This window comes from Sebaldella sp. S0638, assembly GCF_024158605.1.
GTDB lineage: Bacteria > Fusobacteriota > Fusobacteriia > Fusobacteriales > Leptotrichiaceae > Sebaldella.
In genome coordinates, this window is record NZ_JAMZGM010000087.1 from 1 (window position 1) to 14,581 (window position 14,581).

The 14,581-nt window shown below is 32.0% G+C and carries 18 protein-coding genes; 14 read left to right on the forward strand and 4 right to left on the reverse strand.

Translation table 11 applies throughout. The annotated features are described in order from the left end of the window. The first annotated feature begins 268 nt into the window (after positions 1-268). The 13 genes from NK213_RS16775 (at position 269) to NK213_RS16835 (ending at position 10,468) form a co-directional block, all read left to right on the forward strand. Entirely contained in the window at positions 269-1,492 is a 1,224-nt protein-coding gene (locus NK213_RS16775; RefSeq protein WP_253351268.1) for an autotransporter outer membrane beta-barrel domain-containing protein, read from the forward strand. Between the two features lie 368 nt (positions 1,493-1,860). Continuing rightward, complete coding sequence (locus NK213_RS16780; protein WP_253351269.1) at positions 1,861-2,256, forward strand: DKNYY domain-containing protein; 396 nt, start codon at positions 1,861-1,863, stop codon at positions 2,254-2,256. Between the two features lie 214 nt (positions 2,257-2,470). Then, entirely contained in the window at positions 2,471-2,977 is a 507-nt protein-coding gene (locus tag NK213_RS16785; protein WP_253351270.1) for a tetratricopeptide repeat protein, read from the forward strand. A 335-nt stretch (positions 2,978-3,312) separates the two neighbouring features. Continuing rightward, positions 3,313-4,689: an MATE family efflux transporter gene (locus NK213_RS16790; RefSeq protein WP_253351271.1), complete on the forward strand. Its 1,377-nt coding sequence runs from the start codon at positions 3,313-3,315 to the stop codon at positions 4,687-4,689. Between the two features lie 55 nt (positions 4,690-4,744). After that, positions 4,745-5,407: a glycerophosphodiester phosphodiesterase family protein gene (locus NK213_RS16795; protein WP_253351272.1), complete on the forward strand. Its 663-nt coding sequence runs from the start codon at positions 4,745-4,747 to the stop codon at positions 5,405-5,407. A gap of 39 nt (positions 5,408-5,446) precedes the next feature. Then, positions 5,447-5,920: a hypothetical protein gene (locus tag NK213_RS16800; RefSeq protein ID WP_253351273.1), complete on the forward strand. Its 474-nt coding sequence runs from the start codon at positions 5,447-5,449 to the stop codon at positions 5,918-5,920. A 176-nt stretch (positions 5,921-6,096) separates the two neighbouring features. Then, positions 6,097-6,405, forward strand: coding sequence for a 50S ribosomal protein L21 (rplU, locus tag NK213_RS16805; protein WP_253351274.1), 309 nt, complete (start codon positions 6,097-6,099; stop codon positions 6,403-6,405). Positions 6,406-6,407: 2 nt separating this feature from the next. Next, positions 6,408-6,740, forward strand: coding sequence for a ribosomal-processing cysteine protease Prp (locus NK213_RS16810; RefSeq protein WP_253351275.1), 333 nt, complete (start codon positions 6,408-6,410; stop codon positions 6,738-6,740). Further along, a complete protein-coding gene (gene rpmA, locus NK213_RS16815) occupies positions 6,740-7,027 on the forward strand; it encodes a 50S ribosomal protein L27 (protein ID WP_012862090.1) in 288 nt (95 codons plus the stop codon). Before NK213_RS16810 ends, rpmA begins: the two co-directional genes overlap by 1 nt. A 267-nt stretch (positions 7,028-7,294) precedes the next feature. Further along, positions 7,295-7,570 (forward strand): TM2 domain-containing protein, encoded by a 276-nt coding sequence (locus NK213_RS16820; RefSeq protein WP_253351276.1) that lies wholly within the window; start codon positions 7,295-7,297, stop codon positions 7,568-7,570. Positions 7,571-8,057: 487 nt separating this feature from the next. Further along, a complete protein-coding gene (locus NK213_RS16825) occupies positions 8,058-8,681 on the forward strand; it encodes a triacylglycerol lipase (RefSeq protein ID WP_253351277.1) in 624 nt (207 codons plus the stop codon). Between the two features lie 20 nt (positions 8,682-8,701). Then, positions 8,702-9,463, forward strand: a complete 762-nt coding sequence (locus NK213_RS16830) for an SDR family NAD(P)-dependent oxidoreductase (RefSeq protein WP_253351278.1) — start codon at positions 8,702-8,704, stop codon at positions 9,461-9,463. A gap of 15 nt (positions 9,464-9,478) precedes the next feature. Further along, a complete protein-coding gene (locus NK213_RS16835) occupies positions 9,479-10,468 on the forward strand; it encodes an ABC transporter substrate-binding protein (protein ID WP_253351279.1) in 990 nt (329 codons plus the stop codon). Between the two features lie 291 nt (positions 10,469-10,759). Here NK213_RS16835 and NK213_RS16840 read toward each other — a convergent pair whose 3' ends face one another. From NK213_RS16840 to NK213_RS16855, 4 genes are all read right to left on the reverse strand, one after another. Further along, complete coding sequence (locus NK213_RS16840) at positions 10,760-11,659, reverse strand: hypothetical protein (protein ID WP_253351280.1); 900 nt, start codon at positions 11,657-11,659, stop codon at positions 10,760-10,762. Positions 11,660-11,844: 185 nt separating this feature from the next. Next, positions 11,845-12,870 (reverse strand): site-specific integrase, encoded by a 1,026-nt coding sequence (locus tag NK213_RS16845; protein WP_253351281.1) that lies wholly within the window; start codon positions 12,868-12,870, stop codon positions 11,845-11,847. A 392-nt stretch (positions 12,871-13,262) separates the two neighbouring features. Further along, the gene (locus tag NK213_RS16850; RefSeq protein ID WP_253351282.1) at positions 13,263-13,673 is read right to left on the reverse strand and encodes an ImmA/IrrE family metallo-endopeptidase; all 411 of its coding nucleotides are present in this window, start codon (positions 13,671-13,673) and stop codon (positions 13,263-13,265) included. Between the two features lie 21 nt (positions 13,674-13,694). Then, on the reverse strand, positions 13,695-14,114 hold the full coding sequence (locus NK213_RS16855; RefSeq protein WP_253351283.1) for a helix-turn-helix domain-containing protein: 420 nt from the start codon (positions 14,112-14,114) through the stop codon (positions 13,695-13,697). Positions 14,115-14,271: 157 nt separating this feature from the next. Here NK213_RS16855 and NK213_RS16860 point away from each other — a divergent pair, with 157 nt between their 5' ends. Then, positions 14,272-14,460: a helix-turn-helix transcriptional regulator gene (locus NK213_RS16860; protein WP_253351284.1), complete on the forward strand. Its 189-nt coding sequence runs from the start codon at positions 14,272-14,274 to the stop codon at positions 14,458-14,460. The last annotated feature ends 121 nt before the right edge of the window (positions 14,461-14,581 follow it).

A 14,581-nucleotide genomic window follows, 5' to 3' on the forward strand; every position in this document is an offset into this window, starting at 1 on the left:
TGGGTTTATTACTCCTTACCAGGCTAGATTCAATTTCTTTGGATCCTAATGTTCCCATTTTGCTTGACCATTACATATATCAATAAAAGTAAATCCGGATACAATAACTACACCAACATTATCAGAAGATCTGGGAGCAGACTTTGTATCTGATGCAGTAAAATTTTATGCACCGTCGTTTGATACATCTGAGCCTATAGGAATATTAAGCGGATTTGCAACAGGAACACATGCTGAGGTATATAAACTTAAAGATGTATTTAATCCAATGACAGAAGACGGCGGACCGAATTCTGGTCTGGTAAAAGTAAGAAGTAAGTCTCTGACATGGTCTGCAACGCCTGTGTTGAATTCAAGCGGAAAAGTGGATATATGGATGCAGAAAATACCGTATGACAACTTTACAAGCGGATTGTGGTATGAAGATTTTGGACGTGCTCTTGATACTAAATATGTTGGGTCAAAAGGTGACATGGGACTGATATTTGACAAGGTAGATACAATAGAAACAGAACCGGATTTCAGAAGAACTATGTCAAACCTTGCAGGAGACGTATATGCAAATATAAATCAGAGAGAAGAAACTATTGGCGAAATATTTGAGAATTCATTAAGTTTAATGCAGGATTCAAAAAATAATACAAAAGAAAATATAAAATTAAATGTTATTACTGGAAAAGGAAGTTCTAAAGAGGAAACTGACGGAGTAATTGACTATGATTACACTACTGTGGGAATACATGCATTAAGAGAGGTAGAAAGAACATACAAACATAAATTCGGATACTCTCTGGGGTATGCTCATACTGATTTTGACCTGAAAGACGGAAATAACAGTAAGGAAAAAGCAGATACAATACAGCTTGGAGTACATAACAGCTATAATATGGATAACTGGCTGCTGAAAAATGATATTACAGGAAGAGTAAGTTTCTATAATACAGATAGAAATATAAACTGGACTAATGCAGGAAGCTCGAATATGACAGGTGATTATCAGGTATATAGTATAACAAGTGATAATAATCTCGGAAGAGAATTCGCAATTGGCAAAAATTCAAGCGTTACACCATACGGCGGAGTGAAAGTAACATATATGAACAGACCTTCATTTAATGAATCAGGTCTGGAAGCACTTCAGGTGGATGGCAATGATGCATGGAGCGTAAAGCCGAAAGCCGGGTTTGAAGTGAAAACAGCAGTACCTTTAGGAACAAAAGATTCTTGGAAGCTAAAAGGAGTGCTTGATGTAGCTTATGAATATGAACTTGCCGATCTGAATGAAAGAGAACATGCAAAACTTGTAAATGTGGAAACTGATTATCATAAACTGGCTAAGCCTGCTGATGATAAAGGACAGTTAAGAACAAAAGCAAGTATTGGTGTAGAAATAGAAGACAGATACGGAGTATTTTTAACAGGTGAATATAAACTGGGTGAACATGATCAGGACGAATACAGAGCAGGAGTAACATTAAAGGCAGTATTCTAAAAATATAAAGATAACAGCAGCAGGATTAAAATTTTGCTGCTGTTTTTTAGTTTAGAAAGTGTATTTTATGTTTTTATGTGAATAATCTGGATTGAGAAAATTAGAGATGAGTATGGTAAAAAATAAACGGGGATTATTTAATATGAAAAGGTTAATGGGAAATATCAAATAGGTTACACTAAACTGAACAAAGAAAATAAGTTAGTATAAAATAATCAGAATAAATAGAAAAGGAGAAAAAGAAGGGCAGCGGAATTTAATTGAGGGTTTTAAATTGGACAGTGAGAATTGAATATTGATTTTGTGAAAGTTCACATGAAACACATATTAGTATGTAATAATAAAAGAAAAAATAATAAGGAGTGAAGATGAAAAAAAAATTATATATTTTAATAGGCTTATTTGTATTTTTTCAATTTAGCTTTTCAACTAGATGTGTTTTACTGAGATATTATGATTCTAAAGGAGGAAAAGTAACTTATGATTCAGCAGAAATATCAGGAGCGGAAGCAGAAAGTTTTGAAGTTTTGGATGCACATTTTGCAAGAGACGCCAATCATGTCTATTACAAAGGGAAAAAAGTTTTAGGAGTGGATTCGTTAACTTTTGTACCTGTAAAAACAGAAGAGTATAATGGTTATTGTAATTTCAGCGGAGAAAGAGTCGGTAATTTGAAACTCAGAATAATAAAGGAATTTAAAGATAAAAATGGAACATATAAATTAGAGGATATTCAGACAAAGAAATTGAAATTAGAAAAATAAGATATATTTTAGGCAAGACTTATTAAAAGTCTTGTTTTTTATGACAAAATAAAGGAGCCAAAATGAAAAAGCATAGAATAACATGCAAGTATTGCGGGAGATTTATTACAGAAGTTAAACTTTATGGCAAAATAGAGATGAACAAATATGTATGATCTTTTTTTTATTTATGGTAAAATATAAAAACAAACAGAAAAAAGTTCAAGGAGTTTTTATGAAAAGGAAATTTTTTATACTAATAACATTTATAATATTTTCATTTTGTCTTTTAGCTGATACTGAAAACCTGAAATTAGGAATAGTAAGCCTGAATGAAAAAAAATATGATGAATCGGAAAAATACCTGCTGAAAGCACTAAACGAAGATGGAAATAAAAATGCATATTTTTATCTCGGATTACTATATAATGATGAAAAAAAATATGATCTTGCAGTAGAATACTATAAAAAAGCCATAGATGAGGGAAGTAAAAATGCACTGAATAATCTGGCAATGATATATATGGATCGTGAAGAATATGACCTTGCAGAAGAATGTTATAAAATGGCCATAGTAAAAAATGTAAAAGGTTCAGTTTATAATCTTGGGAATCTATACTATATTCAGGAGAAATACGATCTTGCGAAAAGATATTACAGGATTGCAGCTCAGGAAGGTGATTCCGATGCATGGGAAATGCTGCGGATTATAGAGCTTGATATACAAAAACAATACTATTAATAATAAAATCATAAAACAGAGTGGAAAGATCAGTAAAAGATCAATAACGGTTAATTAACACGCTCTGTTTTTATTTTTTTGAGAATAAAAAATCACTAACGGTTCTATGTTTTCAGGCGTAAATCGGATAAAGAGACATGGTGTTTTATGTTGGTTTTAATTTAACGGATACTTAGAAAAAAATGTTGCTTTGTATAAATGAAATAATGTATAATATATTTTTATAGCGGGGATATTTTGTAATAAAATTTGAGATTAATATTATAAAATATAGAAGTCTTTATCACTGGACTTCTATTATTTTTTGGATAAACCAACAATGCAAGGAGGAAAAAATGGAAAACAGTATATCATTGGAAAAAGACAGTATAGGGAAATTATTATTTAAATTTTCCATACCTGCAGTGGTGGGAATGCTTGTAAATGCACTATACGGAGCAGTAGATACTATATTTGTGGGACAGTTCGTGGGGACTAATGCACTGGCAGGGGTTGGCGTGACTTTTCCTATTACTAATACCATAATGGCAGTAGGAATGCTGGTAGGAATAGGGGCAGCAGCAAGAATTTCCATATCTTTGGGGCAAAAGAAGAAATACAGGGCGGAAAAGTATCTTGGAAATGCTATGGTTCTGATGATTATAGGATATGCTTTGGTAGGTATAGCGGGAAAAGTTATGATTACACTAATTTTGAAGTCACTGGAACTAAATCCGGAAGTGGCAAATTATGCTATTCAATTTACCAATATTATGTTAATAGGATCAGTATTTCAGATAGTAGGACTGGGACTTAACAACGTAATAAGAAGCTGCGGAAGTCCGAAAATAGCTATGTTTACTATGATAATAGGCGGAGTTACAAATATAATACTGGATTATATATTTATAGTACCGCTTAAAATGGGAGTAGCAGGTGCCGCATGGGCAACTATAATAGCACAGGCTGTGAGCTGTATCTGGGTTACGGTGTATTTCTTCGGAAAAAGCAGTTTGCTGAAATTCAGACTAAAGAATTTCAAACTTTCATCTTATATTGTATGGTCTATAGTATCAATAGGATTTGCACCATTTATGCTTCAGATGGCAGGAAGCCTGATTCAGTTTATATTAAGCAGACAGATAGTTTACGCTTATAATTCAAGTGAATCTGATCTTGTAATAGGTGTAATGGCAGTAATAAGCAGAGTAACAATGATACTGTTAATGCCTGTATTCGGGGTAAATCAGGGAGCACAGCCTATAATTGGATTTAATTACGGAGCAAAACAGTACGACAGGGTAAAAAAGACGCTGAAACTGGCAATGCTTGTTTCTACTATATTATGTGTAGGATCTTTTATAATAATAGAAACAATGCCGCAGGTTCTTTTAGGACTTTTTATAAGTAAAAATGACATGAAAGCCATAGAGATCGGTACACATGCAATAAGAATATACTGTCTAGGATTTGCACTGGTAGGATTTCAGGTAATAGCATCAAGTTTTTTCCAGTCAATAGGGAAAGCAGTAATTTCCATGGTATTGTCAATGTCAAGACAAATAATATTATTAATACCGTTTTTATTAATCCTGCCAAGATTCATAGGGTCGGAAGGTATATGGATAGCAGCACCTCTGTCAGATTTTTTCGCATTTGTACTTTCAGTAAATATGATTAGATGGGAAATGAGAAAAATCAAGAGAATGGAACTTTCCTCACAGGAATTGTAAAAATAGAGTCAGACAGCAGATATGTTTAAAATAAATATATGCCGGGAGTGATATTATGAAAAAAATAGGATACAGAGGAGTAAAGGGAATTAAGCTGGAAAATACTCTGGAAAGTATAATGGAAGCTGTCAGCTTGGGTTTTGATATGGCTGAAATAGACATTCAGATGACAAAAGACGGTAAGATTATTGTGTTTCATGATTATGACTTAAAAAGACTTTTTGACAATAGTAAAAAAATCTCAGAACTTACATATGAGGAACTGCTGTCAGTTACAGATAAAATTCCTTTATTGAAAGAAGTAATAAAGAGTATAAAAGACACTAATATGGAACTGAATATTGAAATAAAAGAACTATTTCAGAAAAACGGAATTATTGAAGAACTTATATATATTCTGGAAAGGTATTCGTTTGAGGAAAGGGTTCTTATTTCAAGTTTCGACCATGTAATTCTGAAAGAAATAAAAAAGAGGGATAAAAAGCTGAAAACAGCGGTGCTGGTAGCTTCAAGACCGGTAGATCCTGTTTCTGTAATAAAGGCCGCGGAAGCAGACGGATATAATTCACTTTATTATTTTGCGGACAAAGAAATAATAAAAGAATGTCACGAACATGGTTATTTCGTGAATATATGGACTGTGAACACAAAAGATGAAGCCGAATATTACAAGAAAATGGGAGTAGACGGGATAATCTCCGATTATAATTTATTTTAAGAAAATATAGTAAAATATAGAAAGGTAACAGGAGGAAAAATGGTAAAAGATAAGCCTAGCAGGCGTGAGAGTAATGAAAGTGCAGTAAAGATAAAAAAAATAATAAGCGGTAATCTGGAAAATTTTGAAAGATATAAAATAGTTTATGCTGTGCAAAAAAAGAAAAGTCTGTTTAAGAAAGATTATATAACATATTTAGTGGCTTATAACGACAGAACAAAAGATGTAGTATTTTTGAAAATGGATCAGGAAATAAAAGAAATAGAAGAGATGACTGAAATAGAGCAGGAAGATGTAATTAGTGCAAAAATAATTAAGGATAATAGATACAAACTCGCAACTCACAGTAAAGAATTTGAATTTGAAGTTCCGGAATTTACACTAAAGAATCAAAATTTACTTCCAGTCCTGCAAAAGGAAGAATCTGAAGCTTTCAGGAATTTTTTTGAAAATGCCTTAATTACAATAAAAAAGGTAAAAATAGTATCAGGAGATAAAAAAAATAACAATTAATTTTATCAGACAAAAAGAAATATTTTAATCAATATAAAATTCTGCTGTGAAAATTTTGGAAAAGAATAAAAAAATTGACAAACAAGCAGTATTTGTGATATTATATCTGGGTATACGCCTTAAGAAGGTCAGCTAATGCCTTACCTTAAGCGATTTGAAATTATGGAGGTGAAAACATGTACGCAGTTATCAAGACAGGTGGAAAACAGTATAAAGTTCAGGAAGGTACAGTTTTAGAAGTTGAGAAATTAGCAGCTGACGTTGATTCTGATGTAGAATTAACAGAAGTATTAATGATTATCGATGGTGATAAAGTAGAAGTAGGTAAGCCTTTAGTTAATTCAGCTAAAGTAGTGGCTACAGTAAAGGCACACGGTAAAGGTGATAAAAAGATCAACTTCAAGTATAACAAAAAGACTTACTACAGAAAAAAAGGTCACAGACAACAGTTTACTAGAATTGAAATAAAATCTATTACTGTTTAATCATGATTAAGATAAACATTTGCCGGAAAAACGGAGAAATCGTAAGATTTACCGTGAAAGGTCACGCTTATCACGGGGAGTACGGTGAGGATATAGTTTGTTCAGCAGTATCAATATCTGCTACACAGACTTTAAATGGTATATTGGAATTATTAAAATTAGAACCAGACTATGTATATAGTGAAGGATTAATAGACTGTAATTTGAAAAATATTGATTTAAAGGGAAGAAAAGCTGAACTGAATATATTGCTAGAATCTATGTATAAAATGTTGGAAGATATCGCAAAAGATTATTCCGACGAAGTAAAATTGATAGAGAAGGAGGAGTCCTAATGTTATTAAAATTAAACTTACAGTTATTCGCATCTAAAAAAGGTCAAGGATCAACTAAAAACGGTAGAGACAGTAATCCTAAATACTTAGGTGTAAAGAGAACTGATGGTGAATTGGTAAAAGCCGGGAATATAATAGTAAGACAAAGAGGTACTAAATTTCACGCAGGGACAAACATGGGTCTTGGAAGAGACTACACATTATTCGCTCTGACTGACGGATATGTTAAATTCGAAAAATTCGGAAAAAATAAAAAAAGAGTAAGTGTTTACTCTGAAAGAGCATAGATAAAAGATGAGCTTTGTAAAAGGGGCTCATTTTTTGTTTTAGATGTTTATATTTCATATGAAATATAAAAGTGAAAATTGAATAAATTCAGAAATCTGAGATGATAAAATAAGAAATAGACTTTATGAGCTATATTTTAAATAATATAACTCATTTATGTTGAAAAAATAATTTGAATAAAGATATAAATATGGTAGAATTATAAAAAGAATTATATATAGAAAAGCATATAAAATTAGCAATGGTATAGAAATAGAGGAGGAAATATGGGAAGATATGATGATGATTTTAGTGTATTTGAAGAAAAAAGAGAAAGAGTTGACGTGAATTACGGGAAGAGAGCTGTACATAAGGTAGTTTATGCATTGCTTGCTATTTTTCTGGGATGGCTTGGTATTCATAAGTTTTATGCGGGAAAGCCTGTACAAGGGATAATTTATATATTGTTTTCATGGACGGGAATACCATCAATCATAGCTTTTATAGAAGGAATTGTTGCCTTATTAAAAGATTCTGATGCATATGGCAATATTTATTTATAACTAAAACCGCCTTTGTCTAAAGGGCGGTTTTTTAGTCTGATTTTTACAGTATATATGAATTATAGATAAAAATATAAAAAATATCATTTAGATTTTTTTAAATGCAATAGTGACAGTTTATTTAAAATAAAAAAGTTATCTTAAATCAATTATTATAGCAGTCGCCTAATCATTAAATGTCAAACATAATCAAAAATGTGATAATGGGAAAATATAAATATATTTAATATATACATATTATAGTGAAAATATATTTGAGTTTATCCGAAAAAATGATATACTAGATTATATAAAGATAATTGGAGGAAATAAAATGAGAAGTTGGAGTTGGCAAATTTAACCTTAAAAAATTGAATATCTTTTCATATTGGGTTTATTTGTTTTACTTTTTTTATTTTATATATAAAATTTTTTTTTATAGATATATTATAAGCCTGTAGGGGCTTTTTTTATTCTTTTGGATACTGTATTTCGGGAGGTAATTGGAATGAAAGAGGCTGTAATACTGCTTCACGGACTGGGAAGAACAAAGAATTCTATGAACAAAATAGAAAAGCATTTTAAAGAGGAATATGATGTATATAATATCGGGTACAATTCATTAAAATATCCTATAGAAGTACTTGTAGAAAAATATTTGATGGATACTGTAAATGAACTAAACAAAAAAGAGCAGAAAATAAATTTTGTGACACATTCAATGGGAGGTATACTGGTAAGATACCTGTTTAAGACTCATGAAATAAAGAATCCGGGGCGTGTGGTTATGCTTGCACCGCCAAACAAAGGAAGTGAACTGGCAAACAGATTTTATAAAATACACGGACCTGCATGTGCACAGATAATGAGAAGCAGAAATAGTTTTGTAAACAGATTAGGAGAAATAAATTTTGAGTGCGGAATAATAGCCGGGGGAAGAAATTATTACTTTTTTCTTGATAAATATTTTAAAGGAAAGAGGAATGACGGTATAGTAGCTGTGGATTCCACGAAAGTCGAAGGTCAGAAATCGTTTATCGAGCTTAGGAAGGGACATACAATGATAATGTACTCTGATGAAGCTATAAAAAAAATAGAACATTTTATTAAAAATGGTAAGTTTTTAGGATAATAAATCAAAAGGAGGCTGACATGAAAGCAAGGAATGTATTTATTACAGGTGCAAGTTCCGGGATAGGCAGAGCTACAGCTTATAAATTTGCCGAATACGGGGATAATTTGATACTATGTGCAAGAAGAAAAGAAAATCTTAATGAGATAGCACAGGATATTAAGAACAAGTGGCGCAGCCATATACATATATATGAAATGGATGTTACAGACTATGAAAATGTCAGCAGCGTAATAAAAGATATCGAAGATAAAAATATAAAAATAGATATTCTTGTGAATAATGCAGGTCTTGCAAGCGGATTGGACAAATTTCAGGACAGCAGTATTGAGGATATAGAAAAAATGATAAATACTAACCTGAAAGGTCTTGTATATGTGACAAGAAAAGTGATCGGCCGAATGGTCGGGGATAATTCAGGTCATATTATAAATATGGGATCTACAGCAGGTATTTATGCGTATGAGAAGGCAGCAGTATACTGTGCAAGTAAAGCGGCAGTGAAAACACTGAGTGATGGAATAAGAATAGATGTAATAGATAAAGACATAAAAATAACTACAATACAGCCGGGAATAGTACAGACAGATTTTAGCGAAGTGAGATTCCACGGAGACAAAGACAGAGCAGAAGGCATTTATAAAGGGATTGAGGCACTACAGCCTGAAGATATAGCCGATGTGGTTCTCTATGTGGCAAACCAGCCCAAGAGAGTACAGATAACAGATGTTACAATAATGGCTAATCAGCAGGGAACTGGATTTAATATTTATAGAAAATAACAGGAGCTGATAATTATGAAAAAAAATATTTTAAGTATAATAATGATGTTAACAGGGTTGTTACTATTCACGGCCTGCGGAAGTAAAGAAGAGCCTAAGGGCGATGAGCCGAAAACCGAAACACAGACTGAACAGAAAAAAGTATATAAAATAGGTGTCACACAGATAGTAGACCACCCTGCATTAAATGATTCCAAAAAAGGTTTTATTGATGCACTGAAAGATGCCGGACTGGAAACAGAGATAGATGATAAAGTGGCTAACGGGGAAATACCAACACAGCAGCTTATAGCAAAACAATTCGCAGAAGATAAAAAAGATCTTATTTTTGCAATAGCAACACCGTCGGCACAAGCGGCAGCCACAGCGACAGACACAATACCGGTAGTATTCGCATCAGTTTCTGATCCAAAAGGTGCAGGACTTACAAATAAGGCAAATGTAACAGGAACAAGCGGTCTTCCGGAGATAGAAAAAAATCTTGAATTATTGAAAAAAATATTTCCAAATGTAAAAAAAGTAGGAATTATATATAACACTTCAGAACAAAACTCTGTATTTCAGGTAGAAATAGCAGAACAGGCAGGTAAAAAATTAGGGATAGAAGTACTCGCAGAAGGTGTTACTTCTGCACCGGAATTTATGGCAGCACTTGAAAAGCTCAGCAGAGATATAGATGTTTTCTTTGCAATACAGGATAATACACTTTCAAGCAGCTTTCCTGCATTACTGGAAAAAATGAATGCTCTGAAAATACCTATTTTTGGCGCTAATGCTGTGTATACAGACAGAGGAGCGTTAATATCACAAGGGACTACAGATTATGATATAGGCTATAGAGCGGGAGAAATGGCAGCTGCTATACTAAAAGGAGAAAAGACTCCTAAAGATATACCTATAGAAGTAGTTCAAAAGCCTAAGATTACAATTAATAAAAAGAATATGGAACTTTTGGGAATAAAAATACCTGATGAAGTAGTAAAAGAAGCAAGTATAATGGAATAAAAGATACAAAAAAATACACCCGAAAACTTTTTTATAAAGTGAGCAGGGTGTATTTTTTTTATTGCAAAGTATTTAAATTTTTCGTATTTGTTTTAAATCTTTCGGTTTTGATTCTACATCAAAAAATATTTCTGTCGTTTGAAGATACATGTATGATTTGATAATATTTTTGTGACAGGTCATACTGCTCTTTTTCCTGATTTTGGCATATATTACCAATAATCAGACTTTTTTTTAATGCTGTATAAAAAAACAGAACAGCCTTATAAACACTGTTCTGATGATATATAATTACATAATTTTTTCGGAATTAGCTTTTAGCGCAGTGTTATTAGGTAAAATTAGAAATAATTCGTTGAAAATTTTTGATTTTTTTAATATTTTTGTATTATTGTTATAATCTACAAAATTGTAAAGAGCAAGAAAGTTTTCGATTATACGAAATTCAAATGCAGCTTTGCAGATTTGGTTAAAATCAATGTCCGCATCTAAGTCCAGATCCACAAATTCTTCAAGATCTAACGGGACATTCAGTGCCGGAAAAGCAGTTATCATTTTATTATAATAAAAGTCAAGGCTTTTTCCGGAATCGCCGTATTTTCCAACTAAAAGGACAAAAAACGGGAATACCTGTGAAAAATCAAAATCAGGGTAGTCATCCATATATGCAAGATTGTAATTTTGGTAAAAGTTTGTGTAAATAATTCTAAGCAGCTCAAAGTCACTGCTGAGCATGCTTTTACCGAATCTGGTAAGTGAAATAGCCCCTTTATGTGTTTTGACAAGCTTTGAAACATAACATATTACTTTAGTAAGATGTATATAGGCTATGTCCATCTCGCTTACGGCTTTCGCACTTTTGTTTTCCATTGAAGTATCTTCGATAAAACCTTTAGTATACAGTTCTTTTACATATTTTGCCGGTAAGTTCCCTGAAGCTGTTAATTTTATTTCTCCTTCTCGATTTATTATACTCAAAAAATATTTTATAGAATTAAAAAATGGTATATCCTTAAATGAGAGTCTGGAAAAATCATTCCTAAAATTAATTATACTGTCATCTTCGAAACTGTGGTTAAGAATATTTGACATTTCAGAAGGAGAATAGTTTTCAAATTTTTCAACAGGACGAGTGTTATAGTTCAAACTCGCGTTTTTCAGCATTTCATCTAGTTTATTATACTCAAACATTAGTTCTTCCTCTCTGGTAATTTATTTTTGAACAATTTAACTAAAGCTATTATAACATTATTTCTTAAATAAAGAAAGTACCCCCTTTAAAGTCAATGTTTACCGTCTTTACTATGTTTTAACTTATTATAATTTTTGTAAAATACCTATAAATTTAACCAATAGCTGACAATAAGCAGACAAAATTAGTCAATTAATTTAATGGCTTTTCTTAATTCCTCTACATCTTTATGAGAGTATATTTTCTCAGTAGTCAGGAAGCTACTATGCCCTATTAGGTTTTTTATTGATGTGCTATTTGCTTCTGCGTTATTAAGCAATGTGGCAAAAGTGTGTCTACAGTCGTGAGGCTTATGTTTCATACTAAGTTTTCTCATAATATCGTAGAAGTGAAGTGTTTTATAAGAAGGATATGCTAACCTCCCATTTCTCGAATTACATATCAAATACTCACTTTTATTATCTTCCATTCTGTTTTTAATAAAATCAAAAATTTTATCATGTATAGGAACAATTCTATTTTTACCAGCTTCTGTTTTTGATCCGCCTGTGATAGTTCTGTTAATCAAATCGATATCTCCTAATTTAATATCTAGCAACTCCCCTATTCTAAAACCCGTGTAAATCATAATCAGAATAGTATCAACATAGGGTAAATGTGAATTATCCCATAAAATTTGGATTTCTTCCACAGTAAAAGGTTTTCTTGTAGAGACTTCCTTGTTTTTGCCTACGTCTACAAAATCACTGTAATCTTTCATAACAATATCATGTTTCATAGCATATTCAAATAGCTGATTGAATAAAACTTTTATCTTTTTTAGAGACTGATGTTTCTTACCACAAGTTTGTATAATTCCTTGCAGATGATTTGTTCTGATATCCTGAAATTTTATATTATGGATAGATTTACAAGTTTGGAACGCTGCTTGGTATCCCCAGACACCTGAATTTCCTATCTCTTTAAACTTAATTTCGCTCCATTTATTATATATTTCGGCGAAAGTGACAGAAACATTGTCAAGATCATAAGGATTATCATTGTATTTAGCTAATGCTCTCATTGCTTCTGATTTTGAAGTATGGTAGCTTAAATATTTTCTTATCTGTCTCCCTTCTTCATCCCATCCGGTAGTAATCTGTACAGCATAGGGTTTTCTTCTTTTTCCTGAAAGTTTATGGACACTTCCGTATCCGTTAGGATTTCTCATAAAAAATCACATCCTTTTATTTTTAGTAAAAGTGTGATATAATTCCATTATATTGGTTAGGAATCACATCACTTTTTTAAAGTCTCTTTCTTGGTCGGGAGAGACTTTTTTAGTGTTACATTTGAAATGTGTCGGTATTGACAATTTCTAGTATTTGTGGTAATATAAACATGAAAACAAATTGTCGAAATTTAAATTGTGGAAAAAAGCTGGATATATTATCTGGCTTTTTTATTTTAAATTTGCTATAATCTTCTATCGGCTTCCACAAAGCCGAAATTTTGACAATTTGGAGGACTCTAATGTTACGAATAGGAATAATAATCGCATTTGTGATTATATGCCGTATTCTCTACTGATGAGAGTTCCTCAGCCCCGTTATTGGGGCTTTTTTAATAAAGTTTATATTTTTCTAAATTTCTAAGTAGCATTTTGTCGGTTTCTGTCAGTTCTGATTCATCGATATCTCGGCTAAACATAAGTGTTGCAGCAAAAACATTAGCTTCTCTTTCTATTCGGTTGTTTTCAAATAGGAACTTTTCTTTCATGAATACGCTTTCTTTAAAAGGTTGGAAAGAATGCCCTACTTCATGACTGCACACCCCATCTTGAGATATTTTGGGTAAATTATTGTTTATAAATATTGTTCTTACTCCATTGATATTAGAGTATAAACCGAGCCAAGCTTTATAATCTAAATACACTATCTGTATATTAAGATACTTGGCTAGTTTAAAAGGATCATTTGTACCATAAGTGGCGATTAAATTATTTGCAATTCTGCTAAAATTTTCTTCGGACATTCAGGAAACTCCTCCAATTAATTATTTTTTACCTCTCTGTTTAATCAAAATGTCAATCACTGCTTGTTTAAATAATGCCATATCGTGTTCTTCGTCGATATCTTCAAAAAATAACTGTTTATTGACACCAGTAACCTTATTAAATGTTTCTATTTCTTCCGGTGTGAGCATTGATGTGTCAATTTCGTATAGGTTTTTTGATTCGGTTTTCAACATCTGATACTTATTTTTGATGTCGCTTCTACAAAGAAGCCAGTCCATATCTACATTGAAAATATCTGCTATTGCTTCTAAAGTCTCAAAGTTTGGTTCTCTGGCATTCAACTCATACATACCTACAGTTGAGACACCTAACTTTAGTTCGGAAGCAAGCTGCTCCTGTGTTATACCTTTTTGCTTTCGGAGTTCTTTAAGCCTTTTTCCGAAGCTGCAATCTTCCATAATTCACCTCCTAAATTGATGGTATCACAAATTGTGTGTTTGGTCAAGAAAAAAACTCATAACGTGAAATTTATGATAAATTAATTTGAATTTATTTGACTATTATCTCGTAAAGTGATATATTCTAATCACGAAAAGAGATAAAGGAGGTGTTAGTATGGCACTCAAAGACGAACTAAGAAAATTAAGGGGAGATAAGCGGAGAGATGAAGTTGCGCGAGATTTGAACATAGCTGTATCGACTTTAAGTATGTACGAAAATGGTAAAAGAATACCACGAGATGAGATAAAAAAGAAAATAGCCAAGTATTATAAGGTGTCTATAGAGAAACTTTTTTTTGCATAGTTTTATCACGTATAGAGATAAGAACCGCATATAGTGACATTACCAAAAAACTTCATAAAACCCGAAAGGAGAGATGACCTATGGATATAGAAAAACTAACAAGTAAACTAAACCAGTTAAA

Bases quoted from the DNA above. Each gene is read 5' to 3' on its own strand.
- NK213_RS16855 (WP_253351283.1), bottom strand. From the start codon at position 14,114: ATGGAAGATTGCAGCTTCGGAAAAAGGCTTAAAGAACTCCGAAAGCAA.
- NK213_RS16795 (WP_253351272.1), top strand. From the start codon at position 4,745: ATGAAAAAAATAGGATACAGAGGAGTAAAGGGAATTAAGCTGGAAAAT.
- NK213_RS16780 (WP_253351269.1), top strand. From the start codon at position 1,861: ATGAAAAAAAAATTATATATTTTAATAGGCTTATTTGTATTTTTTCAA.
- NK213_RS16790 (WP_253351271.1), top strand. From the start codon at position 3,313: ATGGAAAACAGTATATCATTGGAAAAAGACAGTATAGGGAAATTATTA.
- NK213_RS16850 (WP_253351282.1), bottom strand. From the start codon at position 13,673: ATGTCCGAAGAAAATTTTAGCAGAATTGCAAATAATTTAATCGCCACT.
- NK213_RS16860 (WP_253351284.1), top strand. From the start codon at position 14,272: ATGGCACTCAAAGACGAACTAAGAAAATTAAGGGGAGATAAGCGGAGA.
- NK213_RS16820 (WP_253351276.1), top strand. From the start codon at position 7,295: ATGGGAAGATATGATGATGATTTTAGTGTATTTGAAGAAAAAAGAGAA.
- NK213_RS16845 (WP_253351281.1), bottom strand. From the start codon at position 12,870: ATGAGAAATCCTAACGGATACGGAAGTGTCCATAAACTTTCAGGAAAA.
- NK213_RS16835 (WP_253351279.1), top strand. From the start codon at position 9,479: ATGAAAAAAAATATTTTAAGTATAATAATGATGTTAACAGGGTTGTTA.
- NK213_RS16840 (WP_253351280.1), bottom strand. From the start codon at position 11,659: ATGTTTGAGTATAATAAACTAGATGAAATGCTGAAAAACGCGAGTTTG.
- NK213_RS16810 (WP_253351275.1), top strand. From the start codon at position 6,408: ATGATTAAGATAAACATTTGCCGGAAAAACGGAGAAATCGTAAGATTT.
- NK213_RS16800 (WP_253351273.1), top strand. From the start codon at position 5,447: ATGGTAAAAGATAAGCCTAGCAGGCGTGAGAGTAATGAAAGTGCAGTA.
- NK213_RS16775 (WP_253351268.1), top strand. From the start codon at position 269: ATGACAGAAGACGGCGGACCGAATTCTGGTCTGGTAAAAGTAAGAAGT.
- NK213_RS16825 (WP_253351277.1), top strand. From the start codon at position 8,058: ATGAAAGAGGCTGTAATACTGCTTCACGGACTGGGAAGAACAAAGAAT.
- NK213_RS16830 (WP_253351278.1), top strand. From the start codon at position 8,702: ATGAAAGCAAGGAATGTATTTATTACAGGTGCAAGTTCCGGGATAGGC.
- rpmA (WP_012862090.1), top strand. From the start codon at position 6,740: ATGTTATTAAAATTAAACTTACAGTTATTCGCATCTAAAAAAGGTCAA.
- rplU (WP_253351274.1), top strand. From the start codon at position 6,097: ATGTACGCAGTTATCAAGACAGGTGGAAAACAGTATAAAGTTCAGGAA.
- NK213_RS16785 (WP_253351270.1), top strand. From the start codon at position 2,471: ATGAAAAGGAAATTTTTTATACTAATAACATTTATAATATTTTCATTT.